At 68.6% G+C, this 24,645-nt stretch carries 23 protein-coding genes and 5 pseudogenes; 12 read left to right on the forward strand and 16 right to left on the reverse strand.

Going from position 1 to position 24,645, the window contains the following annotated elements; genetic code table 11:
• Positions 1–1,014 carry an SMP-30/gluconolactonase/LRE family protein gene (locus ACIRRY_RS18895; RefSeq protein ID WP_403973835.1) on the reverse strand — a complete coding sequence of 338 codons (1,014 nt, stop codon included), beginning with the start codon at positions 1,012–1,014 and terminating at the stop codon, positions 1–3.
• 50 nt (positions 1,015–1,064) lie between these two features.
• Positions 1,065–1,844, reverse strand: coding sequence for an MBL fold metallo-hydrolase (locus tag ACIRRY_RS18900; RefSeq protein ID WP_403973837.1), 780 nt, complete (start codon positions 1,842–1,844; stop codon positions 1,065–1,067).
• A 129-nt stretch (positions 1,845–1,973) separates the two neighbouring features.
• Here ACIRRY_RS18900 and ACIRRY_RS18905 point away from each other — a divergent pair, with 129 nt between their 5' ends.
• Positions 1,974–2,882, forward strand: coding sequence for an AraC family transcriptional regulator (locus tag ACIRRY_RS18905; RefSeq protein WP_403973840.1), 909 nt, complete (start codon positions 1,974–1,976; stop codon positions 2,880–2,882).
• Positions 2,883–2,971: 89 nt separating this feature from the next.
• Here ACIRRY_RS18905 and ACIRRY_RS18910 read toward each other — a convergent pair whose 3' ends face one another.
• Positions 2,972–4,318, reverse strand: coding sequence for a jacalin-like lectin (locus ACIRRY_RS18910; RefSeq protein WP_403973842.1), 1,347 nt, complete (start codon positions 4,316–4,318; stop codon positions 2,972–2,974).
• Between the two features lie 277 nt (positions 4,319–4,595).
• Here ACIRRY_RS18910 and ACIRRY_RS18915 point away from each other — a divergent pair.
• Together ACIRRY_RS18915 and ACIRRY_RS18920 are read left to right on the forward strand one after the other, a co-directional pair.
• Positions 4,596–5,402 (forward strand): annotated as a pseudogene (locus ACIRRY_RS18915) (MBL fold metallo-hydrolase).
• A 1-nt stretch (position 5,403) separates the two neighbouring features.
• On the forward strand, positions 5,404–5,814 hold the full coding sequence (locus tag ACIRRY_RS18920; protein ID WP_403973845.1) for a nuclear transport factor 2 family protein: 411 nt from the start codon (positions 5,404–5,406) through the stop codon (positions 5,812–5,814).
• Positions 5,815–6,005: 191 nt separating this feature from the next.
• On the opposite strand, the gene ACIRRY_RS18925 is transcribed toward ACIRRY_RS18920, so the two are convergent.
• Complete coding sequence (locus tag ACIRRY_RS18925; protein WP_403974577.1) at positions 6,006–6,836, reverse strand: oxidoreductase; 831 nt, start codon at positions 6,834–6,836, stop codon at positions 6,006–6,008.
• Between the two features lie 101 nt (positions 6,837–6,937).
• On the opposite strand from ACIRRY_RS18925, the gene ACIRRY_RS18930 reads away from it, so the two are divergent.
• Positions 6,938–7,537 (forward strand): TetR/AcrR family transcriptional regulator, encoded by a 600-nt coding sequence (locus tag ACIRRY_RS18930; RefSeq protein WP_403973847.1) that lies wholly within the window; start codon positions 6,938–6,940, stop codon positions 7,535–7,537.
• Positions 7,538–7,681: 144 nt separating this feature from the next.
• Here the strand turns inward: ACIRRY_RS18930 and ACIRRY_RS18935 are convergent, their stop codons facing one another.
• The 3 genes and pseudogenes from ACIRRY_RS18935 to ACIRRY_RS18945 all read right to left on the reverse strand — a co-directional run.
• Entirely contained in the window at positions 7,682–8,077 is a 396-nt protein-coding gene (locus tag ACIRRY_RS18935; protein ID WP_403974613.1) for a hypothetical protein, read from the reverse strand.
• An 87-nt stretch (positions 8,078–8,164) separates the two neighbouring features.
• Positions 8,165–8,419, reverse strand: a pseudogene (locus ACIRRY_RS18940) (ATP-binding protein); the annotation flags it as partial.
• Positions 8,420–8,448: 29 nt separating this feature from the next.
• A pseudogene (locus ACIRRY_RS18945) lies at positions 8,449–8,592 on the reverse strand (Mu transposase domain-containing protein); the annotation flags it as partial.
• A 249-nt stretch (positions 8,593–8,841) separates the two neighbouring features.
• Between ACIRRY_RS18945 and ACIRRY_RS18950 the strand changes: the two are divergent.
• From ACIRRY_RS18950 to ACIRRY_RS18960, 3 genes and pseudogenes are all read left to right on the forward strand, one after another.
• Positions 8,842–9,678, forward strand: a complete 837-nt coding sequence (locus ACIRRY_RS18950; protein ID WP_403973850.1) for an FkbM family methyltransferase — start codon at positions 8,842–8,844, stop codon at positions 9,676–9,678.
• Positions 9,679–10,256: 578 nt separating this feature from the next.
• Positions 10,257–10,400 (forward strand): annotated as a pseudogene (locus ACIRRY_RS18955) (IS5/IS1182 family transposase); the annotation flags it as partial.
• A 201-nt stretch (positions 10,401–10,601) separates the two neighbouring features.
• Positions 10,602–10,823: a hypothetical protein gene (locus tag ACIRRY_RS18960; protein ID WP_403973852.1), complete on the forward strand. Its 222-nt coding sequence runs from the start codon at positions 10,602–10,604 to the stop codon at positions 10,821–10,823.
• Between the two features lie 566 nt (positions 10,824–11,389).
• Here the strand turns inward: ACIRRY_RS18960 and ACIRRY_RS18965 are convergent.
• On the reverse strand, positions 11,390–12,406 hold the full coding sequence (locus tag ACIRRY_RS18965) for an LD-carboxypeptidase (protein WP_403973855.1): 1,017 nt from the start codon (positions 12,404–12,406) through the stop codon (positions 11,390–11,392).
• Positions 12,407–12,678: 272 nt separating this feature from the next.
• Here ACIRRY_RS18965 and ACIRRY_RS18970 point away from each other — a divergent pair, with 272 nt between their 5' ends.
• Complete coding sequence (locus ACIRRY_RS18970; protein ID WP_403973857.1) at positions 12,679–13,698, forward strand: DNA-directed RNA polymerase subunit alpha; 1,020 nt, start codon at positions 12,679–12,681, stop codon at positions 13,696–13,698.
• 208 nt (positions 13,699–13,906) lie between these two features.
• Here ACIRRY_RS18970 and ACIRRY_RS18975 read toward each other — a convergent pair whose 3' ends face one another.
• The 3 genes and pseudogenes from ACIRRY_RS18975 to ACIRRY_RS18985 form a co-directional block, all read right to left on the reverse strand.
• Positions 13,907–14,125 (reverse strand): hypothetical protein, encoded by a 219-nt coding sequence (locus ACIRRY_RS18975; RefSeq protein WP_403973859.1) that lies wholly within the window; start codon positions 14,123–14,125, stop codon positions 13,907–13,909.
• 340 nt (positions 14,126–14,465) lie between these two features.
• The gene (locus ACIRRY_RS18980; RefSeq protein ID WP_403973861.1) at positions 14,466–14,618 is read right to left on the reverse strand and encodes a hypothetical protein; all 153 of its coding nucleotides are present in this window, start codon (positions 14,616–14,618) and stop codon (positions 14,466–14,468) included.
• Between the two features lie 323 nt (positions 14,619–14,941).
• Positions 14,942–15,907 (reverse strand): annotated as a pseudogene (locus tag ACIRRY_RS18985) (ion transporter).
• A gap of 164 nt (positions 15,908–16,071) precedes the next feature.
• On the opposite strand from ACIRRY_RS18985, the gene ACIRRY_RS18990 reads away from it, so the two are divergent.
• Positions 16,072–16,230 carry a twin-arginine translocase TatA/TatE family subunit gene (locus ACIRRY_RS18990; RefSeq protein WP_403973863.1) on the forward strand — a complete coding sequence of 53 codons (159 nt, stop codon included), beginning with the start codon at positions 16,072–16,074 and terminating at the stop codon, positions 16,228–16,230.
• A gap of 89 nt (positions 16,231–16,319) precedes the next feature.
• Here ACIRRY_RS18990 and ACIRRY_RS18995 read toward each other — a convergent pair whose 3' ends face one another.
• Positions 16,320–17,552: a cation:proton antiporter gene (locus tag ACIRRY_RS18995; RefSeq protein WP_403973864.1), complete on the reverse strand. Its 1,233-nt coding sequence runs from the start codon at positions 17,550–17,552 to the stop codon at positions 16,320–16,322.
• A gap of 5 nt (positions 17,553–17,557) precedes the next feature.
• On the reverse strand, positions 17,558–18,043 hold the full coding sequence (locus ACIRRY_RS19000) for a cation:proton antiporter regulatory subunit (RefSeq protein ID WP_403973865.1): 486 nt from the start codon (positions 18,041–18,043) through the stop codon (positions 17,558–17,560).
• 515 nt (positions 18,044–18,558) lie between these two features.
• On the opposite strand from ACIRRY_RS19000, the gene ACIRRY_RS19005 reads away from it, so the two are divergent.
• Together ACIRRY_RS19005 and ACIRRY_RS19010 are read left to right on the forward strand one after the other, a co-directional pair.
• Complete coding sequence (locus ACIRRY_RS19005) at positions 18,559–18,912, forward strand: hypothetical protein (RefSeq protein ID WP_403973867.1); 354 nt, start codon at positions 18,559–18,561, stop codon at positions 18,910–18,912.
• Positions 18,913–18,979: 67 nt separating this feature from the next.
• Positions 18,980–19,468, forward strand: a complete 489-nt coding sequence (locus tag ACIRRY_RS19010) for a hypothetical protein (RefSeq protein ID WP_403973868.1) — start codon at positions 18,980–18,982, stop codon at positions 19,466–19,468.
• A 114-nt stretch (positions 19,469–19,582) separates the two neighbouring features.
• On the opposite strand, the gene ACIRRY_RS19015 is transcribed toward ACIRRY_RS19010, so the two are convergent.
• The 3 genes from ACIRRY_RS19015 to ACIRRY_RS19025 all read right to left on the reverse strand — a co-directional run bounded on the left by ACIRRY_RS19015 (position 19,583) and on the right by ACIRRY_RS19025 (position 21,586).
• Entirely contained in the window at positions 19,583–20,023 is a 441-nt protein-coding gene (locus ACIRRY_RS19015) for an SRPBCC family protein (protein WP_403973870.1), read from the reverse strand.
• Between the two features lie 113 nt (positions 20,024–20,136).
• Positions 20,137–20,757: a TetR-like C-terminal domain-containing protein gene (locus ACIRRY_RS19020; protein WP_403973871.1), complete on the reverse strand. Its 621-nt coding sequence runs from the start codon at positions 20,755–20,757 to the stop codon at positions 20,137–20,139.
• On the reverse strand, positions 20,750–21,586 hold the full coding sequence (locus ACIRRY_RS19025; protein ID WP_403973873.1) for an alpha/beta fold hydrolase: 837 nt from the start codon (positions 21,584–21,586) through the stop codon (positions 20,750–20,752). Before ACIRRY_RS19025 ends, ACIRRY_RS19020 begins: the two co-directional genes overlap by 8 nt.
• A gap of 182 nt (positions 21,587–21,768) precedes the next feature.
• Between ACIRRY_RS19025 and ACIRRY_RS19030 the strand changes: the two genes are divergently transcribed.
• Positions 21,769–23,469 (forward strand): molybdopterin-dependent oxidoreductase, encoded by a 1,701-nt coding sequence (locus ACIRRY_RS19030; RefSeq protein ID WP_403973875.1) that lies wholly within the window; start codon positions 21,769–21,771, stop codon positions 23,467–23,469.
• Positions 23,470–24,645 lie beyond the last annotated feature (1,176 nt).

Below are 24,645 nucleotides of genomic sequence, written 5' to 3' on the forward strand. Positions count from 1 at the left end.
CTACCAGGCGTGGACGCGTACGACGTTGAACGGCAGGTGCGGGTCGACGATCTGGAACTGGAAGTTGACGATCAGGAGGTCACGGCCGTCGACGGCGGCCGTGGACGGGCTGTGCATGCCATGGCCGTGCACGGTGCGCACGAGGCGGGCCCTGGTGTAGTCGTGGCTCAGTTCGAGGGTGCTGAGCTGCCCTTCGGGGTGGTCGAGTTCGGTGACGGCGGTGAGGGTGCGGCCCCGCAGCAGCAGTCCGTCGCCGGAGACGCCCCTCGCGCCGCCGAGGTCGATGCGGACGACCTGGTGGGTGCGGACGTCGACGCGGTAGAAGGCGTAGTCGTTGTAGTCGGCGAGCAGGACATAGCGTCCGTCGCCGGTGACGACCAGGCCGTTGCCGTTGAACCCGGCGTCGTAGACCATCGGGGAGCGGCTCAGGTCCACACCGACGCGCAGGGGCTGCTGGACGTGCTTGCTCTTCAGCTCCGCGGCGGTGATGTGCCACAGCGCGGGGTGGGTGGAGTCGGAGATGTAGGCGTCGCCGTCGGGGGCCAGGGCGACGTCGTTGAGGAAGACATCGGTGCGGCCGGTGTCGAAGACGTGGAGCAGGGCGCGGGTACGGGTGTCGTAGACGAAGACCTTGCCGGTGGCGCCGCCCGCGACGATGAGCCGTCCGGCGGGGTCGGTCTTCATGCCCGCGACGGAGGTGCGCCCGTCCTGGCCGCCCGGCAGGAACACCGTGGTCGCGCTCTGGTGGACGTCGCCGCGGTAGACGGTGCCGTCGCTCGTGCTGCCGACGTAGAAGAAAGGTGCGCCCTGCTGGCGGGCGATGCCCTCGGGGTAGGTGTTGCTGCCGGGAATCGTGTAACTGGTGGGCAGGGGTGTGCGGTGGCGTGCAGAGGCGACGGTGGGCTTCCCGCTCGCGTGCGGCGTGGCGAGAGCCGGGGCGGCGGCGCCCGTCACGAACAGCGAGGCCACCGCGACGGCCGTGACGCGGGGGTGGCGCAGACGAACTGACGGCATGACAAGTCCTTCTGGATGGACGGAAGTTGGAGGAAGAGGAAGGCGGGCGCTCAGTTGCCGGCGGGGAAGAGGGACCGGTTGGCGATGTCGATGATGAACGGGCCGACGTGGGAGGGATAGCGGTCCACGATCGCCTTCTTGTACGCCTGGCCGTCGTCGCCGAGCAGTTCGCGGGCGTCGTCGAGGTAGCGGTGCACCTGCGCGTAGACCTCCGGCCCGGTGGGCAGCCCGTGGCCGGCGAGGATCGTGTCGTAGCCGGACTCGGCGGCCAGCGCGTCGACGGCCTGCTGCCAGCCCGTGATGTCGTTGTTGCCCAGGTAGAGGTGGACGTCGTTGTAGACGAGGTCCTGGGCGATAAGGACGCCCTGCTCGGACAGCTTGACGAGGAGTTCGTCGGCGGCCTCGCCGCCGGAGACGGCCTCGAAGACGAACGGGACGCCGTCGATGACCTCGGTACCCGGGACGAGGGCCACGTCCGGGGTGAAGTCAGTGACCGGGATGACCTGGCCGGTGGGCAGATGGCTGTCGCCGCGCGCGAGGATCTGCTCCCGTACTTGGGCCAGCGCGTGCACGGGGACGCCGAAGCGGGCGGCGCCGTTGTAGTGGTCCGGGTGGGCGTGGGTGACGATCAGCCGGTCCAGCGGCTTGCCGAGTCCCTTGGCGTAGGCGACGGCCTCGTCCGCGTAGGCGGGCAGGAGCTGGGCGTCGATCGCGATGATCCGGGTCGGCGTCTCGATCAGCTGGGTGGTGGTGTGGAAGGTGTCGGCCGGGGACATGTAGCTGTGGATCCGCACCGTGCCCTTGTCGAGGACCGTGACCGTGCCGTTCATGGGAATGCTCCTTGCGGTGGATGACGGTCTTTCGCCGTCTCGATCTCCTCCACTCTTGCCGTAAAGCCGCAGGCAGGCGAGATACCATGAAGACACGGCATGGTAATTCGAGGACATGTGGAGATCGCGATGTTTCCCGCGGACCCTGACACGGCCGATCTGCCGGGAGCCGGTGCCATCCTCCGGCTCGACTTCAATCCGCCCGAGGAGCGCGTCCCCGGCTTCGAGATCATCGATCTCGCGACCCTCCACGAACGGCGGCGGATCCGTCGCACGCGGCCCGACCTGGTGCACCGGGTCGACTTCCACACCCTCACCCTCGTCACCGAGGGCAGCGGCGAACACGCCATCGACTTCGTGACCTACCCCTGCCGCCCCGGCACCCTGTTGTGGGTCCGCCCCGGTCAGGTCCAGAGCTTCGTACGGCCGGGCACCACCGACGGCACGCACCTGCTGTTCACGCCGGCCTTCCCGTCCCACACCAGCAGCGCCGACCGGCTGGTGAACGAGTGGTACGGGCCGTCGTGCCGACAACTGGGCGCGGGCCCCGCCTACGCCGTACTGTCCACCCTGCTGGGCCAGTTGCGCGCCGAGTACGACCGGCCGGAGCAGACCGTTTCGGCGGAGATCCTGCAACTCCTGCTGGCCACCGTGCTGTTGCAGATCGACCGGCTGCCGCAGCCCGACAGCGGCGCCGACCCGCACGCGGGCGGCGAGGTCTACGCCCGCTTCCGCGCCGAACTGGAACTCCGCTACGCCGCCACCCGCCGCGCCGCCGACTACGCGCACCGCCTCGGATACACCGTCAAGACCCTCACTCGCGCCTGCTCCGCCGCCACCGGTCAGCCCGTCAAGCACGTCATCGACGGCCGCGTCGCCCTGGAGGCCCAGCGCCTGCTCGCCCACACCGACGAACCGGTGGCGACCATCGCCCGCCGCCTCGGCTTCCCCGAACCCACCAACTTCGGCAAGTTCTTCACCCGGCACACCGGTGTCACCCCCGGTACGTTCCGTCAGGCGCATCGGAGTCAGCCGTGACGGCGGTGGCGCGCACGGTGATCTCCAGGGCCACCGTGCGGCGACGGCCCTGAGGCCGCCGCCGCACGGTCGGTACCGGGTGGGGCGGGTCAGCGCTTCGTGTAGATGAAGCCGAGCTTGTCGATCTCGTCACCGGAGCGTCCGTGGAAACCGGCGATCTGCCAGCCGGACGGGGCGGTGCGGGTCACGCAGTCCGACGTGGTGGATCCACCGGCCAGGGTGTTGCCGAGGTTGGTGGTGAACCTGGCGTAGAAGATCCGGGTGTGGCCGCTCTTCTCGCCCTGGCACAGCTGGGCGGATGTGACGTACTCGCCGCTGCCCAGCGCCAGGGACGACGCCGTGCCGCCGGTGCCGCCATGGGTGAGGACCGTGCCGTTGCCGAGTGTCAGGCCGACGGCGTCGACGCGGGAGCCGCTGCGCAGCGAGAGGCCGACCGGACGTGCGGCCGAGGGTACGGCGTCGATGTCGGTGTAGTAGTCGCCGTGCGGGCCGCCGAACTGGTCGCTGAGCTGGAAGTCCGGGTTGCGCGACCAGGTGAAGTCGACCGTGACCGGGTCGTGGTCGGAGAGCATCTGCCCGTCGTCCGTGAGGAACTTGGCGTGCTCGTTGTTGTACGACGTCGCGTTCAGGGACACCAGCTTGCTGCTGCGGTAGAGGACCTTGTCCACGACCTCGCAGGTGTTGGGCACGGTGGTCCCGGTCTGGTCGCACACCAGCGCGTCGCTGCCCTTGACCGGCGCGACGCCGCCGCGGATCAGCTTGACCCAGGCGTCGGTGAGTCCGTTGGCCGCGCCGAACTCCGCGATGGTGTCGGCGGATCGGGTGTAGCGGGTGTTGGTGTCGCCCATGACGACGACCGCGTTGCCCGCGGAGTGCGACTGGATGAACGAGGTCAACTGGCTGAGGTTGTCGGCGCGGGAGGCTTCGTCGCCGTCGTTGGTACCGGCGTTGGTGTGCAGGTTGTAGAAGTCGACGTACACGCCCTCCGCCAGCCGCTCACGCATGAACGTGAACCCCTTGGGGGTCAGGCAGTCCCCCGAGTCGAGCTGGCAGGAGTTCCAGTGGACGCGCTCGAAGTCGTCAGTGTCGTAAGGGAGTTTGGACAGGGTGTTGAGTCCGCTGCCGATGCCCGCGCCGCCGCTGGTGGGGGTGCGGTAGGGGTGCGCGGTGTCGCCCGCGTAGAGATAGGCGTGGTAGTTGAAGTCCTCCTCGACGTTGACGATGTCATAGGGCGCGATGCGCTGGCCGATGGTGGTGGTGCTGGACTCGCGGGGCGTGGAGGCGCTGGAGAGGATCTCCGGCAGGCCCGCAACGTTGTAGGTCAGGGTGCTGAAGGACCCGGAGGACGGGTCCGCGGCGGCGGCCGGGAACACGCTCGCGACGAACCCGCCGCAGGTGATGGCCGCGGCCGTGAGGCACGCGAAGAGACGGCGCATGTAGCGGAACTCCTGTGAAGTGGGGTGGGGCAGCGGGAACTTACCGCCGGTAACCCGCTTCTGCCCCCGGCCCGGACCGAGGAGATCGAAACTTGACCGCGTGGTCCAGGCCAGGGAGCTCCGCGCGGGGCCACTGCCGGCACGCATGTCGCCGTTTAACCATGCGGAGTCGCCCTTTCACCTTGCTGGCAGGGACCTGCGTGGCAAGAGTGACCATGTCACCGACTCCCCCTGCCTTGCCCTTGTCGCAGCCTCCGACCTCTCCAAGAAACCACCGATGAGCACCCTCTCCTTCACCGTCTTCGATCTGGACTTCCCGGCCGGCAGCAGGAACAAGACCGCGACACTGGTCACCGGCGAGAAGGAGGCGCTGCTGGTGGACGCCGGCTTCACCCGTGCGGACGGCCACCGCCTGGCCGCCGAGATCCTGGACGCGGGCAAGACGCTCACCACCGTGTTCGTCTCCCATGCCGACCCGGACTTCTACTTCGGCGCCGAGGTCATCGCCGACACCTTCCCCGAAGCGCGCTTCGTCGCCACCCCGATCGTCATCGAGCACATCGCCCACTCCTACGAGGGCAAGCTCACGGCGTGAGACGCCCTGGGACCGAACCTGCCCACCCGCCTGATCGACTTCGAGCCGCTGACCGGGGACCTGGTCCTGGAGGGACACCGCTTCGAACTCAGGGGCGGCCAGGCCGAGTTGCCCGACCGCCACTATCTATGGCAGGCCGAGCACCGCGCCCTGCTCGGCGGAGTGCTGCTGTTCCAACAGGAGCACGTGTGGGTGGCCGACACGCCGACGCCCGGCGACCGCGCCTCCTGGATCGGCCTGCTCGACGAAATGGCCGCGCTGCGGCCGGAGTTGGTGGTGCCCGGACATCGGCTGCCCGGTACGGCGGCGGATGTCTCCGCCATTGCCGCCACCCGCGACTACCTGCTCGCCTTCGAGGAGGAACTGGCCAAGGCGGCCGACGGGGCGGCCCTGACCGGCGCGCTGGTGGCGCGCTACCCGGATCACGGCATGCTGATCGCCGCGCAGATCGGAGCCAAGGCCGCCAAGGGCGAGATGAAGTGGGGCTGACATGAACGAGTTCGCCACCTCCACCGCGCCCGCCGACGTGGTCCGACGCCAGTATCTGGCCTCGGCCGCAGGTGATCTGCAAGCCCTGCGCGCGACTCTCGCCCCGGACGTGGAGTGGACGGAGATGGCCGGCTTCCCGCTGGCCGGCACCTACCGCGCCCCGGAAGGGGTCACGGCCAACGTCATGGAGAAACTCGGCCAGGACTGGGACGACTGGACCGCGCACGACGACACCTACGTCGTCGACGGCGAGAACGTCGTCGTCCTGGCCCGCTACACCGCGGTCAACAAGGCCACGGGAAAATCCGTCGACGCCCGCGTGGCCCACCGCTTCGTGGTCCGTGGCGGTCTGGTCGTCCGCTTCGAGCAGTTCGTCGACACCGCCCTCGTCCGCGACGCCATGAGTGACTGAGCCGCCCGCATCCGCGGGTCCTTCCGAGGAGCCCACCGTCGCGTTGGTGCACGAAGCGATGCACACTCCGTGGATCTTCGACCCGGTGCGCGCGGCTCGCCGCCCGCGATGTCGCTACGTCGGCGCGGCACTTGGGCCAGTTCCGGAAGCCGTGACCATTGGCGGCGCGGACCCTCGGGATCGGCGCAGGTTCAGCGGGGCAGGCCGGTGGCGCGGGAGATGACGGTGTCGAAGGCCCGGTCGGAGACGACGCGGCGCAGGGCGATGAGGGGGCGGGCGCCGAAGCCGGTGGCATAACGGGTCCTGGGGCGGCGGGTGGTGACGGCCTTGCCGATCGCGTCGGCGATGACCTGGGGCGGGGAGTTGCGTTTGGTGTTGGCCTCGGAGCGCAGGGAGGAGGCCACGGCGTCGGCCTGGTCGGCGTAGGCGCCGGCGGTGGAGGACTTCTCCAGTTGGTCGGCGGCGATGGCGCCCCACTCGGTGGCGATGCCGCCGGGTTCGATGACGACGACGTCGATGCCGAAGGGCTTGGCCTCCAGGCGCAGGCAGTCGCTGAGGGCTTCGAGGGCGAACTTGGTGCCGTGGTACCAGCCTCCGAGCGGGGTGTAGATCTTCCCGCCCATGGAGGTGATGTTGACGATCGTGCCGGAGTGCTGGGCGCGCATGTGCGGCAGGGCGAGCTGGGCCAGGCGCATGGCGCCGAAGACGTTGACCTCGAACTGGCGGCGGGCCTCCTCCATCGGTACGTCCTCGATGGCGCCGTAGGAGCCGTAGCCGGCGTTGTTGACCAGCACGTCGATGCGGCCGGTCTCGGCGACGATCCGTTCGATGCCGGCGCGCATGGAGTCGTCGTCGGTGACGTCCATGGCCAGTGGCCGGACGCCGCGGTCGGCCAGGGCCTGGAGACGGTCGGTGCGGCGGGCGGCGCCGTAGACGGTGTAGCCGATGGACTGGAGCTTGACGGCGGTGGCCTCGCCGATGCCGGAGGAGGCACCGGTGACGAGAGCGGTCTTGGGGGGCACGGCGGGCATGGCGGAGTCCTCACGAGTAAGATGAACGGTGGTTCATTATTTATAGTGAACCATGGTTCATCTTGATGCAAGCGGAAGGGCAGACACCTCTCGTGACCCCGGACAGGGCACCGCGCGCCGACGCGGTCCGCAATCGGAAGAAGATCCTCGACGCCGCCGGCGAGCAGATCACCGCGCACGGTCCCGAGGTGGGCATGGACGAGATCGCCGCCGCGGCGGGCGTGGCCGTGGGCACCCTCTACCGGCACTTCCCCACCAAGACCGACCTGGTCGCGGCCGTCGTCGCCGCGTACGTCGCCCGTGTCGCCGACGACGCCGAGACCGCGCTCGGCCGTGCCGAGGCCGGGGCCCGCGCCGTGGACGAACTGACCGCCTTCCTCGGCCGTGTCGTCGAGGCGTCCGTGACCGACCGCGCCGTCAAGGCCGCCGCCCAGACCCTCGGCGCGGACCCGGACGACCGCGCGGACGAGGACCGCGCCGGTGCCGCTGTCTCCGCCCTCATCCGGGCCGGCCAGGCCGACGGCGACATCCACCCCGACGTCGCCGTCAGCGACATCTACCTGCTGTTCTCCACCGCGCCCACCGACCAGCCACCGGCGGCCCGCGCCCGCTGGCTCGCCCTGGTCACCCCCGGGCTGACCACCCGCACCCGGGAAGCAGGGAACTTCGGATCTCGCGACCAGAGCCGGTGAGGCCAACGGCAGGTGCGGCCGGTCGTCGATTGCAGCGCTGGAACGCTGCCCGGCTCACCGCGAAGCCACCATGATCTACCTGTCCGACGGCGTCGACGAGACCCGCTTGTCAGGGTGGGAGACGACCAACGGACCGATCGATGGTCAGAGCTCGTAGGGGTGGAGAGCGATCTTCTCCCGTTCGATGAAGAGCTCAACCCAAGTGCCGGCAACGCCTTCGGGCATCGGATCGGCAAAGTCCAGCAGGACAGTGGTGCCGTCCAGGTCCAGCAGGGCGGCACCATCCTCCGTGAGGCTGAGCCGGCCCTGCAGGACAACGCAATGCCCGCCAGTTCGAACCCCAGGGCCGATACGAACAGCCGGCTTGGCGTTCCGCCCCCAGACGATGTCCTCGTCGATCGTCCACCTGACGTGGTACTCGCCAGGCTCTGCGGCCAGGTCCCCGCACCAGCGGACTGCGGTGTGACCAACCGAGGTTCGGACATCAGCCGGCCAGGAGGTTCCGGGAAATCTCGCGACCTTCACCAGTTCGATCAGCACGGGTCGATCATGCAGCATCCCCGGAGCCACCGAACCTGCGAAGTTTGGGCGCTGCCTGGCACAGGTCCACCGGAACATTTGCACTTGCCCGAACGATTCGTTGAAGGCGATGGCGACGCTGCTCTTCTCCTCGCGCTCGGTCAGGACCTGGAACAGCAACTCGGTGCCGCGCCGCTCCAGTTCCAGGTGGCTGAGTTCATCGATGCACAAAAGTTCGACGCGACCGTAGCGGGTGATGGTCTTGTTCAGCTGCTTCTCGTCGGCGGCCTAGACCAGCTCGTCCACCAGCTTCGTGGCGAGCGTGCAGCGGACCCGGTAGCCGTCCGTCGCGGCCTCGGTGCCACTTCCCCGTTCCTGTCGTGAACCACGAGGTGAGAGGCGTGCAGTATCACCCTGACCCGCTTGCCGATCAGCCTCACCAGCACCGAGTAGTGGTTGGTGCGGACCGCGATCCGGCTGTAGCGGTCGACGCGCGGTGCGCCGGGCACGCACCGAAGCGACTCCTCGCTCGTCACAGTCGGTGGTTCGCCATGACCGGGCTGCCTTACAGGTCATCCGCTTTCCGAACGTGACGGGTCGGTTCGGGCCGGGCGAGCATGAACTCTGGTCGGTGGCGGGAGAGATGGGCGTGATTCGTCCCAGTCGTCCGCTCCCTGTGCCCACTGCGGTCGACCGGTGACGACCACGATCCACGGCCGCGGCCGAAGTGAAAAGTACGGGCTGGATTGTTGGCTCCGACCCTGATAAATCACCTTGTCATGGCCATGAGTGCGATGGAACTGCACAGCATCAATCGCTGGGAGGCGTCCTTCCTCCGCGAAGAGGTGGACGGCTACTTCACCCACGGCATCGAGTGCACGCCGGGCGCGACAGTACTCGACGTGGGCGCCAACATCGGTGTGTTCTCGGCCGCCGTCTACGAACGGCTGGACGGAGACGTACGGATCTACGCCTTCGAACCGCTGCCGCCGCTCCACGCGACACTCGAACGCAACGCTCGCGAGTTCTTCAACGGACATCTGACCGCGCTCCCCTACGGCCTGGCGTCCCAGGAGGCCGAGCTCGACTTCAGCTACATTCCGGCCGCCACGATCTTCTCGTCCTCCGCGCGGGATCAGGGGAACATCGAGGACGAGCGGCGCCGGGTCACCGCGAGCGTTGTCGAAATGATCCGCCAGGGTGGCCTGGGACCGGTTCTGCGCCGCGTACCAGCCCCAGTCCTCACTCTTCTCATCAGCCGAAAGCTGCGGGTGCTGCGCCAACTCGAGACGCACCGGGTGAAGGTCAGGCCCCTGTCATCGGTGCTCGACGAACAGGGGATCGACCACATCGACCTGCTCAAGGTCGATGTGGAAGGCGCCGAACTTGAGGTACTCAGAGGCATCGAGGAACGGCACTGGCCACTGGTCCGCCAGGCCGTCGTCGAGGTGGAGCGCTGGCAGCACAACCGCGCCACGGTCTGCGAGATGCTCCGCACACACGGCCTGACAGTCAGCACCGAGCAGAACTCGGTGCAGCAGGCCGGCGACATCGGCATGGTGTTCGCGGTCAGGACGTCACCACACGCAGCACCCGGCACTCGAGGCGGCACCAACGACTGACGCAAAGAGTTGGATCGGTCCTGATGGGTGTGTCCGGGGCGGGAGTTGGGCGTTCGGTCCGATGTGGGAGCGTCGCCGTGGATCGTGTCGGATGATGTGTGGCAGCGTCTCGAGCCGTTGCCGCCCATCCACAACCGGGATGTCCAAACCGGATGGGTGCGCCGCTTCTGAAGTGACTTGCCGGCTGGTGTAGTTGTGGGTCGGCCATCTGCGATGGCGCTCCAACAACACTCATCTCGGTTGGATGCAGATCCCCTCGGGGGATGGATTGAGCTGGAAGGAATGCCCTTCCGTAGACGGGTGCGGATCCTCTGGAGGGGTGATCAGCAAGCCCTTTCCAACCTCAGCTTGAGCAGCTGACGTGGCTGGGACGGCTGCCGCCGGTGTCGCGGCACTTGCTGTGTCCCGCGCAGGTCGTGTCGCTTACGGGCGGGCCGAGCCTTGACGCCGTGTCGCGTTGCCGTAAGCCATCGTGTTCCCTTCCCGGCCCTTCTTGTGACTGACGTCACCCGGTGGGTGTCGGGTGGAAGGGGCTTCCACATGCGGATTCCGAATCTGACCATACGTTCGTGGACCGCTACCGGCGGCTGGTCCGCGACTACGAACACCGCCCGGCCTCCTCCGCCTCACGCGTCTACTGGGCCATGACCCACGTGATGGCCCGCCGACTCACTGACGCGAACACGCTCACCTGGCGCGATCCACAAGTGGCCGGCGCATGAACCTCAGCCCCTCCTCCAGGCACTCAACCTTCAGGAAGACGCCGCCCGGGCCCTGGCCGACGATCTCCGCAACCGGATCGACGCCCCGCAGACCCAACTGCACGAGGCCGAACTGCGTCTGGAGCACCTCCCCATCACCGGCCTCTCAGACATGCGCCGATTGTGCCTGCCCGGTACGACAGGCGTCCGCACGAGGTGTCGGTGCCCGCCGATTCCACGGTGAACAGGGCTGGGGGCAGGCCATGCCTGACCGGGATACCGGCTCCCGCTCAGCGAATCGAGGTCGGTGAACCCGGTGGGCAGGTCCACGCTGCCGTCGGCCTTGAGTTCATCGAGCACCCCAGGGCCGCCGAGCGCGACGCGCTCACCCAGCAGCTCGCCGACTGCCCCGACCTGCCGGTCACCGTCACTCACGCCCGCTGAACGCGACTCCGGCCCGCCGCTACGGGGGGAAGCGACGGGCCGGAGGACTCTACCGTGCCACAGTCGCGGGCCGGACGTACGGTGTGCCGGCGAAACTGGCCGACGGGCAGACATGGTTCACGGCGTCGGACGCAAAACGGTCTTCGTCCCCGCACAGTGTGGGGGGACGAAGACCGTTGTTCGAGCGCCGGGCAGGCCTTGCACCTGCATTTCCCCACAGGAAGCGGGGCGTCTTTCCTTGGACCACCAACGCAGCGCCAGCCGACCGGAGTTGCGGCGACCAGCTCAAGATCCACTATAGCCGATGGAAGGTCGGCGAGAAACTGGAGCCGGACGCCGCCGGGTTCCGAATCTCTTCCCGAATCCGGAGGGAGCTTGCGAAAGCGCCTCGGCGCCCGGCCCGGGCCACCGCCTTGGTCCAGCTTGCTCAGGACATGACTCCGGCCGTCCTCCCGCCCCTGCTCTGCCTCCACCTCCGCACTGTCGCGCGATAGCGCTCCCGCGCCGTCACCGGACTGGACCGCCTACCCCGCTGCCCGAGCCGGCGACCGCAGCACCACCGTCCCTCACACCCCGGCGCCACGCAGCGGGCGTACCGCCGGCTCAAGCAGCGACAATGTCCGCTGATGCGCGTCGAGGTCGACACGGATGCCGACCGGCATCGGCAGATTCGGGCCGGTGTGTCCGAACTCGACGTTTCCCAGGACCGGGATGTCACGGTCGCCGAGGACGTCGAGGACTAGCTCTTGCAGGGTCGGGGACGCGTCGGGCGAAGCGAGTCCGTCGATCGCGGCCGGGATGCCCACGACCATGCCGGCGATCCGGTCAAGGATGCCGGCGTGCCGCAGTACCTGCAGATAGCCCCATACATGCGAGGTGTGGCAGCCCGCCTCCTCCCAGAACAGCACCGCGCCGTCGAACCGTTCGGGCGGCAGCGCGTACGACGTAGCCTGCGCCAGCACGATGCGATTGAGCAGCCCGCCGATCAGCCGGCCGTCGGCGTGACCGGCACGCCAGCATTCCCACGACGTGGTGGCCGGCAGCCCGCCGATCGGCTCCGTACCTGTCAGGAGCCTCAAGTAGAGCTTCTCCAGCACCGTTTGGTGTGCTGCGGGTGCCGCCTGCCAGTGTCCGCCGAGCCCTGAGGTGGCCACATCGGCGTGGAACCCGACCAGACCTGTGCGCGCGTGGAGCACCAGGTGCAGCAGCGAGATGTCGCTGTAGCCGAGGATCGGCTTGGGGTCGGCAGTGACCGCTTCGATGTCGATCAGGTCGAGGTAGCCGAGGACTGTCTGGCCGCCGTCATGGGCGATGATCGCGCGCACCTCGGGGTCACGCAGAAGAGCGTTGAATTCCCTGGCGATCTCGGCCGGTGCAGCCGCGCTCCACCAGTGGTGCCGTCCTGCTTCGAGGAGCGGTGCCCGACGCACGCGGAATCCCATCCGCTCGAGCACGGCCACGGCCTGCTTGAGGCCGGGCTCGTACACGGCATGGAGCGGCCCGGACAGCGATGCGATCACAACGAGATCTCCGGGCCTCAGGGCAGAAGGTCGAAGCGGTTGAGGCAGTGCGGGCCGGGTCACCGAGCGAGTATCCCGACACCCCTCAGCGACATGCGACACATTTACCGACCGACCAGCCGTGGCCGTATGCCCGCGCTGCACCCGAGATTTGGGCGCTGCCAAAGCAGAAACGGCCGTGGGGGCTACCGCAGGAGGGAGGCCCGAAGTCTCCTCGCCGGGTTGGAGTCGGGCGACTCGGCCGATGCGGAGACCGCATCGCCTCGCGGCGCCCCGTACCCTTAGTAGTGTCTACGGCGTCAAATAGCGGGCGCCCAAAATGGAGGCAACACCCCGTGCTCATCGCTCAGCGTCCGTCCCTGACCGAAGAGGTCGTCGACGAATTCCGCTCCCGGTTCGTGATCGAGCCGCTGGAGCCGGGCTTCGGCTACACCCTCGGCAACTCCCTTCGCCGTACGCTCCTCTCCTCGATCCCCGGTGCGGCGGTCACGTCCGTCCGGATCGACGGCGTCCTGCACGAGTTCACCACCGTGCCGGGTGTCAAGGAGGACGTCACCGACCTGATCCTCAACATCAAGCAGCTCGTCGTCAGCAGCGAGCAGGACGAGCCCGTGGTGATGTACCTGCGCAAGCAGGGCCCGGGTCTGGTCACCGCCGCCGACATCGCGCCCCCAGCCGGTGTCGAGGTGCACAACCCCGACCTCGTCCTCGCCACGCTCAACGGCAAGGGCAAGCTGGAGATGGAGCTGACCGTCGAGCGCGGTCGCGGTTACGTCTCCGCGGTGCAGAACAAGCAGGTGGGCCAGGAGATCGGCCGTATCCCGGTCGACTCCATCTACAGCCCCGTGCTGAAGGTCACGTACAAGGTCGAGGCGACTCGTGTCGAGCAGCGCACCGACTTCGACAAGCTGATCGTCGACGTCGAGACCAAGCAGGCCATGCGTCCCCGTGACGCCATGGCGTCCGCCGGCAAGACCCTGGTGGAGCTGTTCGGTCTGGCGCGTGAGCTCAACATCGACGCCGAGGGCATCGACATGGGCCCGTCCCCGACGGACGCGGCCCTCGCCGCCGATCTCGCCCTGCCGATCGAGGAGCTGGAACTCACCGTCCGCTCCTACAACTGCCTCAAGCGCGAGGGCGTCCACTCCGTGGGCGAGCTGCTGGCGCGTTCCGAGGCCGACCTGATGGACATCCGCAACTTCGGTGCGAAGTCCATCGACGAGGTCAAGGAAAAGCTCGCCGGCATGGGCCTCGGTCTCAAGGACGCCCCACCCGGATTCAACCCGACCGCTGCCGCCGACACCTTCGGCGCCGACGACGTGGACGCGAGCTTCGTGGAGACCGAGCAGTACTGACCGCTGCGCGGTACCGCCCGTGGAGACTCTTCACGGGCGGAGAAAGGGAACCTCCACACTGTTCCCTGCCGGAGGTTGTGCGCGGCCGGGCTGCGAGGCCGCGCACAAACCCTGAAGAAGGCCGGTCCCTGCCGACACACCGGGGTCGGTGGCCCACTCCTTGATCTGCTGGACCCTGCCCGGTTGCGGTTGCCGAGGGCGGGACGTGTCAGTGGTGGTCGCTCGCGTGGCCGAACTCCAGGAGTCGGCAGCCGACCGTAGACGGCGTGGTCTCACAGGTCGACGCCGTGTCCGCCGAGATGAGGGCCATGGCGTACTCCGGCCGGGCCGGCATGCTGCTGGGGGAGGTGATCTTCTCCGAGACGACCTTGGTGGTGGAGTTGTCGGTCGCGACCCGGGCCCGACTCGGCCGGGACTCACCGAACACTTCAGCGGACCGGCAGGACGGTGGTGTGTTCCGCGCGTACGGCCTGCAGTCAGCGGAGGTCGAGGCCCGGCAGGCTCAGGATCGTCGGTGCGATCTGCTTCTGCTTGGTCTGCACGTGCGCGGAGTCACGCACGCTGGCCGGGACGGAGGCTCCCGGCTCCACACGCCATGACCAAAATGACCGGCTCGGTTAAAGTCCCCCAGAACCACGCTCGGCCGTCATAAAACTGCAGCTCACCGAGCCTGCTCCCCCTACCCGCAGGGATTGTCCGGGTGCTCGTGCTCCCCACACCCGCAGGGAGCATCTCCCGGTCGTGCCCAGCCTGTACGACAACGTCCCTTACTCTCCGCACCCAGGATGGTTGAGCGGCGTACGGCCGAGGGCGTCGGCCTTCCCCTCGCCGCCCGCGCTGTCGTCGAGCGCGACGCTGTTGATGTCGCCGTTGAGGTGCTGCCAGAGCCAGGTGCCAGCTCCCGCCGTGACCAGGATCAACGCCGAGGCCGTGAAACAGGGCTATGGGGGCGATCCGTCAGCGCCGGGCCACCGGTCCCGCCCGGCGGCGCGACGGTGGCCGCTCGCCCGCGCGGCCTGGCGCGCGGCGGCTCGGCCGGCCGATGGGCGGTGGGCCGACCCGCCGTCCGTCCTGCGCGGCTGAGGTATGGCGGAGCGCTCTCGCGTGGCCGCACGGCCGGATGCCGCGCTCCGCCGGTCGCCCATCCACCGCTCCCCGTCGCTATCCCTACGTCGACACCGGCACCGGCCGCCGGCACCGACCGCCCGCACGGCGCGGATGCGGCAGCGGGTCGACCGGCACGTCAGGGCGTGCCTCTCGGAGCAGATGCTTGCGCAATATAGAAAGTGTCAGCGTCTGCGCCGGTGGGCTCTCCTCCTTCCGGGGTCCACAACTCCGAACGCTCAAGGTCCTGTTCGAGCTCCTCCAGGGCCTGGCGGACCGTGGCGATCCGGTCCAGGAGGAGCTGGCACCCCTCGCCCTCCCCTGGCCGCGCGCTGTCGTACGGCGGCTCGTGCCGCTTCGTGGCGCGGGCGTCGTCCAGGGACGTGAGGACCACGCCAATCAGGACGTTGACCGGGACGAACGAGGCGAGGAGGACGTAGGGGCGTAGGAGAGCAGGCTCCTGCGGGAGATCTCCAGGCGGGCGTGGACGGCGTCGCCGATGCCGTCCAGCCGTCCAGGGGCATCAGCAGGAACAGGGTGAGGACCGCGCGGCCGATGGAGCCGCAGTGCTGGGGGGCCTGGTGGCCGAAGAAGACCCAGCCGACCATGACGTAGACGTACAGCACCAGCCCGCCGACGAGCAGGAAGCTCAGCGTGCCGGGCGGGCTGCGGCGACCAGGGCGACCCGTAGTTGGGGCAGGAAGCGGGCGGTGCGCAGGACGCGGGCGAGGCGCAGCAGTCGTAGGACCGTGGTGTTCTCGCGTACGACGGGCAGGAAGGCGCACAGGACGACGGCGAGGTCGAAGAGGTTCCAGGGGTCCTTGGCGAAGTCCCGGGGATGGTCGGCGCAAGCCGCCAGGCGCTGCAGGATCTCGACGGTGAACCCGGCCAGGCAGGCGTGCTCGGCAAGCCGTAACCAGCGGTGGCAGTCGACGGCCAGTCCCGGGTATGGCTCGATGCCCAGCAGGGCGGCGTTGGCGAGGATGACGGCGAAGACGGTGAGGGCGAACCAGCGGGCCTTGGTGATGGTGCGGCAGCGGTGCGCAGGTTGATCGCGGGCCGATCGTGGCAACGCCTCGGCTGCGTTGTCGTGTTGGTCCGGCATCCCGCTGTCTTCGCTCCCTCGCGCAGGCTCTCGACCCCGCCAACCGGGGTGGACGGCGGGGTGGTTGAGCGATCACACTTCAGGAGAGACTTCTACAACACTGTAGATTGCAGTGTGCGGCCGGTACTCCGTAACGGCCTGACCCCCGGGAGAAAGCAGACCTGATGTTCGGCTTGAGTGAACTGGCCGTGATCCTCCTCGTCGTGGTGGTTGTCCTCGGGATCAAGAAGCTGCCGGAGCTGACGCGCGCGGCGGGCAAGGCGACCCGGATCTTCAAGAGCGAGGCCAGGGCACTCGTGAAGGACACCTCCCGACGCCCCTGACGGCCGGATGCACGACTGAGGTCGGGACGTGCGGGCCCGGCGATTGGCTGCCGTTGAGGACAGGGTCGCGGCGATCGACCAATACGGGCCTACGCGACCTCGTGGCGCTCCTGAGCGGCGTCGGTCGGTGTCTCTTCCGCGTCGGCCGGCGGGACGCGCTTGTCCCGTCGGCCGGTCAGGCGGGAGGCCAGCGGCTCGGTGTAGCGGGCGGTGAGCGGCCCGACGACGACCAGGATCAGCACGTACGCCGTGGCCAGTGGGCCGAGAGAGGGCTCGATGCCCGCGGTGACGGCGAGTCCTGCGATGACGATGGAGAACTCGCCCCGGGCGACCAGAGTGCCGCCCGCCCGCCAGCGGCCCTTGGCGGAGATCCCCGCGCGCCGGGCCGCCCAGTATCCCGTGGCGATCTTCGTGCCGGCGGTGACCACCGCCAGGGCGAACGCGGGCACCAGCACGGGCGGGATGCTCGCTGGGTCGGTGTGCAGGCCGAAGAAGACGAAGAACACTGCGGCGAACAGATCTCGCAGCGGGGAGAGCAGGTTGTGGGCGCCTTCCGCGGCCTCTCCGGACAGGGCGATGCCGACCAGGAACGCGCCCACGGCGGCGGACACCTGGAGCTGCTGGGCGAGGCCGGCCACCAGCAGGGTCAGGCCCAGCACGACCAGCAGCAGCTTCTCGGGGTCGTCGCTGGAGACGAAGCGGGAGATGTGGCGGCCGTAGCGGACCGCGACGAGCAGCACCAGTGCCGCCGCGCCGAGTGCGACGACCAGGGTCAGGCTGCCGGACGCCAGGCCCGTGCCGGCCAGCAGCGCGGTGACGATCGGCAGGTAGACGGCCATGGAGAGGTCTTCCAGGACCAGGACGCTCAGGATGACGGGGGTTTCGCGGTTGCCGAGGCGGCCCAGGTCGCCGAGGACTTTGGCGATGACGCCGGAGGAGGAGATCCAGGTGACCCCGGCCAGCACCACCACGGCGACCGGACCCCAGCCCAGCAGCAGCGCCATGGCCGCGCCGGGCAGCGCGTTGAGGGCGGCGTCGACGAGCCCCGCGCTGTACTGCGTCTTGAGGTTGGAGACGAGGTCGCTGGCCGTGTACTCCAGGCCGAGCATCAACAGCAGCAGGATGACGCCGATCTCGGCGCCGATGGCGACGAACTCCTCGCTTGTGCCCAGCGGCAGCAGCCCGCCCTCGCCGAAGGCGAGCCCGGCCAGCAGATAGAGCGGTATCGGGGAGAACTGGAAACGCGCGGCGAACCGGCCCAGCAGTCCCAGGGCCAGGATGATCGCACCGAACTCGATCAGGAACCTTGCGGAGGAGTGCATCGGGTTCACTCCCGCCCAAGTATCGCCACGGCCGACTCGATGCCCTCGCGCGTGCCGATCACGATCAGGGTGTCCCCGCCCGCCAGCCGGAAGTCCGGCGTCGGGGAGGGGATGGCATCGGCCCGGCGCAGCACGGCCACGATCGACACGCCGGTCTCGGTGCGCATCCGGGTCTCCCCCAGCAGCCGGCCGTTCCAGTGCGACAGGGCCGACAACTGGACGCGTTCGGCCACCAGTCCGAGTTCGGTCGTGGACAGCAGATTCGGGCTGTGGTGCTCGGGCAGGAGGGCGTCGACCAGCGCCGCGGTCTCACCTGTGGTCAGCCGTACGGACAGGGCGCAGGCGTCCGGATCGTCCGAGCGGTAGGCGTTCACCGTCCGCTCACCGTCCCGGTGCGCGACCACTGAGAGGCGGCGCCCCTCGCGTGTCGTCAGGTCGTAGCGAACGCCGATCCCCGGCAACGGCGTACTGCTCACGCGTGGCGTACCCATGTCTGTCTGCCCGTTCCTCTCTCCTGCGTTCCGATGCGGTGGCCCTACTCGGGCCGACCGATACGCACGCGAGGCCGTCGAGGGTGCGCGCGATCGGTGAGTCCGTGGAACCGCGGGCGGCGACAGGAACCACGGCACCGGGCCCGTCAGAAACGGGAGGACGAGCATCATCACGAACGCCCCCGCCCGGAAGTCGGAAGCGAGAGTGATCTCCTGCTCGGCGACCAGACTTCCCGGCACATCACTGAAACCTTACACGTCCTTGGTAATTCCTTTAACAGACCTTGATGATGGGCGGCCGGGACACAAGGAGTGCCACCTTCGGCCGGAGTCCTCGCCTCTCCCCCGAAGGATCGGTATACCGTCGCTACGATCACTGGCCACGGACCGGCTCGAGCGCACCGCGAAGCTGAGGCAGTGGACCCGAAACGGAGCACGCGTGCCCCACCCGTCACCGCTACCCCCTCAAGAAAACCGCCGTGCCGCCGAACCGCTGTACCCGGTTGTGGTGTGCGGTGGCGGGCACCCTGACCGCCGAGACCGGCCGCGCCCTGCACGCCGAACTGACCGACCGCTGCGCCGAGGTGACCGTGGCCGGGCTGGATCTACGCCAACTCCGGCTTCCCGTTGCCGAGTTCCTGCCTGATCCACCGTGGCCGGACAACCCCCACACCGTGCATCTCCTGGCGCCGGACCGACTGCGCTCCCGCGTCGCCGACGACAAACGCCTGCACTGGCACACCGACTTCATCGAGCCAATGGCGTATGCGGTCACCTTGAGTCACTGTTCGGAGTGGAGCTCGGAACGTACGACTGGCTGCCCTTGCCGTGATGGCTGCCGGCTTGGGAAGCTGTTTCGTCTCAGCTAGCAGGCGCATGTGATGAGGCCGTACCTCTACTCGCACAGATCAGGAGACGGCCCTGCAAAGTGAGACCTTGCTCGGCGTTGTCGCGGCAGCAGCCGGCGTCGTCGGTGCAGCTATCGGAGCTGGTGGAGCGGTAGCCGCTGCCCGTTCAGCAGGGCGCACGACGCACGATCAATGGTTGCGACAGGTGCGCCGTGAGGCGTGCAGCGGGTTCATATACGAGTGTGAAGCTCAGTGGCGCAGTCTCGATGCGGCACTGGACAGGATCAGCCGGGGATACTCCGGTGAGGGGCAGGCGCTGCTGGCCGAGATGAGCTTCGAACAGGCTGAGTTGCGTCTGGGAACCGTCAAATTGGAGGCGTCCAGTGCCTTCGTCGAGAAGGCGGAGGACATGCTCGGCACGCTGCGCGACGTGCATCGCCGCGCAGGCACCCTGGTAGACGACGATCAGCGTTCAGACGGGTCGGTATGGGGTGACGTGCAACGCATGACCCATCGGCGAACTGGCGACAGGGCAATGGACGAACTCATCGAGTTGGCACGGAAGTCCCTGCACTGAGACGCGGACTCCTGGTGAGCCACCTATTCACGAGGACCTTTGCGACGACGGGGTCCGTGCGAAGAGTTGCTGCGCTGGAGTTCCGATCCCGCGACCACCCTGGCCACCGGCACCTCACGCATCTGGCCCGAGCTTGGTGCGGGCTTCCACGCGCTGCTTGAGGCCGGTGTTGAAGGCGGCGTACCCGTCTTTTTTGGGTGTTCTGAGGAAGGGCCGGATCAGGGTGACCAGGGCGCCGGAGAATTCCTCGTGGTTGGTCAGGCGGGTGGTGCCGTCGGGGTTGGGGGAAAGGACGAAGGAGTGCCGGCCGTGGAACAGTTGCTTGATGCCGAGCGTGCCGACCCACCGCAGTTCCTGGCCTGGTGTCGCGACGGTGACCGTGGGCCTGAAGGTCATGCCCGGCATGCGCATCGTGAGGCGGCTTCCCACTTGAGCGGTTCCCTCGGCTGCGGAGAAGGTGCTCCACTCGCCGTAGGCGGCGAAGTCGGTGAGGACGTCCCACACCGCTCGCGGGGTGGCGTCGATGTCGATGACGGCGGTGAGGACCGGCTTCATGGTGGTTTCCACTTCTGGCTGGTGCGGGAGACAGGGGCGGGGGTTCGGCGAGCGGTTGGTCAAGCGGTGGGCGGTGGGGGCGGGGAGTGGTGTGGAGCGCAGTCCACGCCGGGTCAGAGCGTCCCGCCCTGCGCAGTCCTGTGGGAGGGGGCGCTGTGGGTGCCGGCGGCCGTGGTCTCCCGCAGGCCGTGGTCGATGAAGTCGATCATCCAGGTGAAGCTGTCGTCGATGTCGGTGGCGAACCGGAACCCGCCGGCTGCTTCCAGGGACGCGTATCCGTGCAGGACGGTGCGCAGCATCCGCAGCGCGTGGATCTGCTGGTCGGGGTCGATCCGGTAGCCGTGCAGCATGGCCGCCCAGGAGTCGACCACCCGGTTGAGGGCGTCGATGAGGGGGTCGTCGGGTCCGGTCGGGCGGGCGGCGTTGGCTGCGGCGTATCGGCCGTGGTGGTCCTTGACGAACGTCCGCATCGCCTGTGCGCCGCCGACCAGGGCTTCGGTTCCGGCCCGGCCCTGGATGGCGTCGCGGATGGCGTCGGCGCACTGGTTCATGGCCAGGATGGCGATCCGGTGGGCGAGTTCGGTCTGGCCGGTGACGTGCTTGTACAGCGAGGGGGTCTTGACCCCGAGCCGTTCGGCGACCAGGCCCATGCCGAGCTGGTCGAATCCGACCTCGTCGACCAGGGCGGCGGCGGCTTCGGTGACCGCCGCGGCGGTGAGTCCGGCCCTAGGCACCGGAAACCGTCTTGGCCAGGAACGGCAGGGCCAGCGCTAGAACCTGGTCGGGGGTCTGGGCGTGCGGGTAATGGCCGGCGCCGTCGATCACGGCCAGCTCGCCGAGGCCCGCGGGCAGGTCGGCGATGATCTTCTCCCCTTCGGCGCGGGGGTCGGCCCAGTCGGGGTCCAGGCTGCCTTCGACGATCAGGACCGGGCAGGTGACGTGGGCGAGTTGGGCGCCGGCGTCGGTGGGCTTGGACTTGCACATGTCCTGCAGGGCCTTCATCCGGCCGGGCTCACTCAGCGTGGCCTCGATGCGGGCCAGTTCGCTGTCCCAGTCGGCGGGCTTGGCCGGGTAGGCCACGTCGAGGTACTTCTTCCAGTCCGCCAGGCGTCCCCGGACGATGACCTGCGCCATCCGCGTGTACCCGGTCCGGAATCGCTTGACCCGGATCAGCCCGCCCAGGTCGACCGGCTGCGCACGGGTGAACGGAGCCAGCTCGATCACTCCGCTGATCACGTCGGGCGCGGTGGCGGCCGCGATGGTCGCGGCGCCGCCGCTGATCGACTGCCCGATGATCACGGCCGGGCCGCCAAGGTGACGCACGACGGCGACCAGATCTCCGGCGATGTCGGTGCGGCTGTAACCGTCCCAGCCGAGGCTGGACTCGCCGCACCCGCGGATGTCGACGTTCGCGACGCGGTAGCCGGCGGCCACCAGGCCGGGAACGAGGAAGCGGTAGGAGTGCCGGCTGTCGCCGATTCCGTGCGCCAGCACGACCAGGGGACCCTCCCCGGTCACGTCGAAGGCGATGGTGTTCTTGCCGATTCTCAGGTGCTCGGTCATGTCGTCCTCCATCAAAATGGCTAACGTGATTAGCCATAGACTAGTGACGTTAGCCTTAGGGGTCAACACCGGGTCGGCCCGGGCATCCGACACCGGCGAGGCTCCTCTCGCCCGATCCGAAGGTTGGGCACCGCCAGGGCATCCACGCCACGGAGAACTTCGGGAGACGGGGCACCGTACGGATGCGTGACCGATCACAGGGGGACCGATCACGGGAGGGACCGATCACGGGAGGGACCAATCCGCCAGGCCTTCGGAATCGGATTCCCCGCGTGACCGAGAACGAGAGAAAACCCGCGAAGCAGGCCAAAGCGGCGAAACCTGCGAAAGTACTCTTTCTGTTGGGTGCCCTCAGCGGCGCTCTGGCGGGCTTCGCCGCGCTCGCGGTCGCCGAGGCGGTGGCGGGAGCCGTGCGTCCTCAGGCCGGTCCGGTCGTCGCGGTCGGCGGTGCGGCGATCGACCGTACGCCCGCCGCCGTGAAGGACTGGGCGATCCGCCATTTCGGCACGAACGACAAGCTGTTCCTCCAGCTCGGTATTCTCGCCGTCCTCGCGCTCTTCGCCCTGGCGCTGGGAATCGTCGCTCTGCGCTTCCGGCGCACCGGCGCCACCGGTGTCCTGCTGTTCGGAGTCGTCGGCGCGCTCGCGGCGACAAGCAGGCCCGACTCGACCAGCGCCACCGACGCCCTGCCCTCCGTGGCGGGCGCCACCGCCGGAGCCGTACTGCTGTACGTCCTCGCCGGCCGGCTCACGCCCCGGACCCCCGCGCCCGACGGACCGCCCTCCGAGGAGGGATGGGACCGGCGCGGCTTCGTGATCGCGGCGGGCGCCGCGGCCGTGGCGTCGGCGGGGGCGGGCCTCCTCGGCCGCTCTCTCAGCTCGGCCGGCGGGCAGGACGCGGTCGCCTCCCGCCGGAACGTGGTGCTCCCCCGGCCCGGCTCCCCGGCCAGGCTCGTGCCCAGGGGCGCCGGGCTGCGGATCCCCGGAGTGAGCCCCTTCATCACCCCCAACGGCGACTTCTACCGCGTCGACACCGCCCTGGTGGTACCCAAGGTGAACGCCACGACCTGGCGGCTGCGCATCCACGGCAAGGGCGTCACCCGGCCACGCGTCTTCTCCTACGACGACCTGTTGCGCCGCGAGCTGATCGAGCGGGACATCACCCTCACCTGTGTGTCGAACGAGGTCGGCGGCCCCTACGTCGGCAACGCCCGCTGGATCGGCGTACGACTGGCGGATCTGCTGGCCGAGTGCGGGGTGAAGCCGCCCGCGAAGGGCGGCCCCGCCGACCAGTTGGTGGCCCGTTCCGTGGACGGGATGACGATCGGCAGCCCGGTCGAGGACGTCATGGACGGCCGGGACGCACTGCTCGCCCTCGGTATGAACGGCAAACCGCTGCCCTTCGCGCACGGCTTCCCGGTGCGCATGGTGGTGCCCGGACTGTACGGCTTCGTCTCCGCCTGCAAGTGGATCAAGGCGATCGAGCTGACGACGTTCGACGCGTACGACCCGTACTGGGTCAAGCGCGGCTGGGCGCGCCGCGCGCCCATCAAGACGGAGTCGCGGATCGACACGCCGAAGCCGTTCGCGCGGCCAGGGACCGGGACGGTGATGGTCGCAGGGGTCGCGTGGGCCCAGCACCGGGGCATCGGGAAGGTCGAGGTCCGGGTCGACGACGGCCTCTGGCAGGAGGCCCGGCTCGCCGCCGAGGACACCAGCGACACCTGGCGCCAGTGGTCCTTCCCGTGGCGGGCGACGAAGGGCGGCCACACCCTCACCGTGCGCGCCACCGACCGCACCGGCGCGCTCCAGACCGAAAAGCGCGCCCACACGATCCCCGACGGCGCGAGCGGATGGCACTCGGTGGTCGTGACCGTCGACTGAACACCGAGCGGGCCCACCCCTGCGTGAAATCTTCTCGGACGGTCCATCACAGACCCGCCCGGGACGGGTCGAAGAAGTGAGCGAGCAAGACGGAGCCATCGGCGCAGGTGGCGGTAGTCGTAGCCCTTGTCACCATGCAGCTTGCCGGGCCGCCGACGTCGCGGGCCGCGAGGAGAACCCGAGACTGATCGCAGCTCAGCAAGCCCATAGCGGCAGCCACATGGCCAGGAACGGCAAGGGGCAACAGCGCGCCGACCATCGAGACCCATACGCCGCTCGACTCCAGCGCCTACCTGGACGGCGGCTGCACCAGTTGGTGACAAGTCATCATCAGCCGTGGGACCGCGCCACGACACTCCCTCATCGCATGGAGGGGAAAACGCAGGTCACAGACACGTAGGCGTCGTCCTGGCCGTACGCGAGCAGGATCCGCTGAACCACGCGCAGCGTTCGCTGCACGCCACGCACCCTCGGAAAACCGCGTTTTCGCAGGTCAGAAAGTTTCTGCCGCGTAGCGAAGGTGGTGCGGGTGGGACTCGAACCCACGGCCGACGGATTATGAGTCCTTTGAGGATCTTGGCGACCCTTGTCGATCATTGCTCATCTTGGCCGTTTTCCCAGTTCAGGCGAGGTTTGATGCCTCATCCCTTCCCTGCCCTTGTCGGTCTTTTCCGATCCTTGTGTCCAACCTGCGTCCAGAACGGGTCGTGGAAGACAAGCCCAGCCAGCTTCCGAGACGATCGACCCAGCCCGGGATTGCGCCTCGAACTCGCCCGCAGCGGATTCCCCTTCCAGCGCGCAGAGGCTCCGCACCTCTACTCACGTCCACTTGGGCCGGAGTCTCTACAGCTGGAGAGATCCGACGGGTTGCCGCTTCGGGCACATGGTGCCGCCGGGGGCTCCTCAAGCCTCGTGCCGACCAAAGCATTCGGGAAACACAACGCCTCGCCGACGCCGGTACGTCGGCGAGGCACGGGTTGGGAGTGAGGTCTACACATGCCCTCTTATCAGCGAAACCAACGCCTCTATCGATACGGCCACCCCTGCGAGGATCAAGAAGCCCGGTAGGACCACTGTCATCTAAATCCTCTGGTGACGCTTGTTCCGGACCGCTTGGGCCTTTCCTTCAGCTGTCCCGGCCATAGGCGGTCAAAGACATCCGCGCACCAGCTACTG

The sequence above is a fragment of the Streptomyces sp. NPDC101776 genome (assembly GCF_044766845.1).
Classification (GTDB): domain Bacteria; phylum Actinomycetota; class Actinomycetes; order Streptomycetales; family Streptomycetaceae; genus Streptomyces.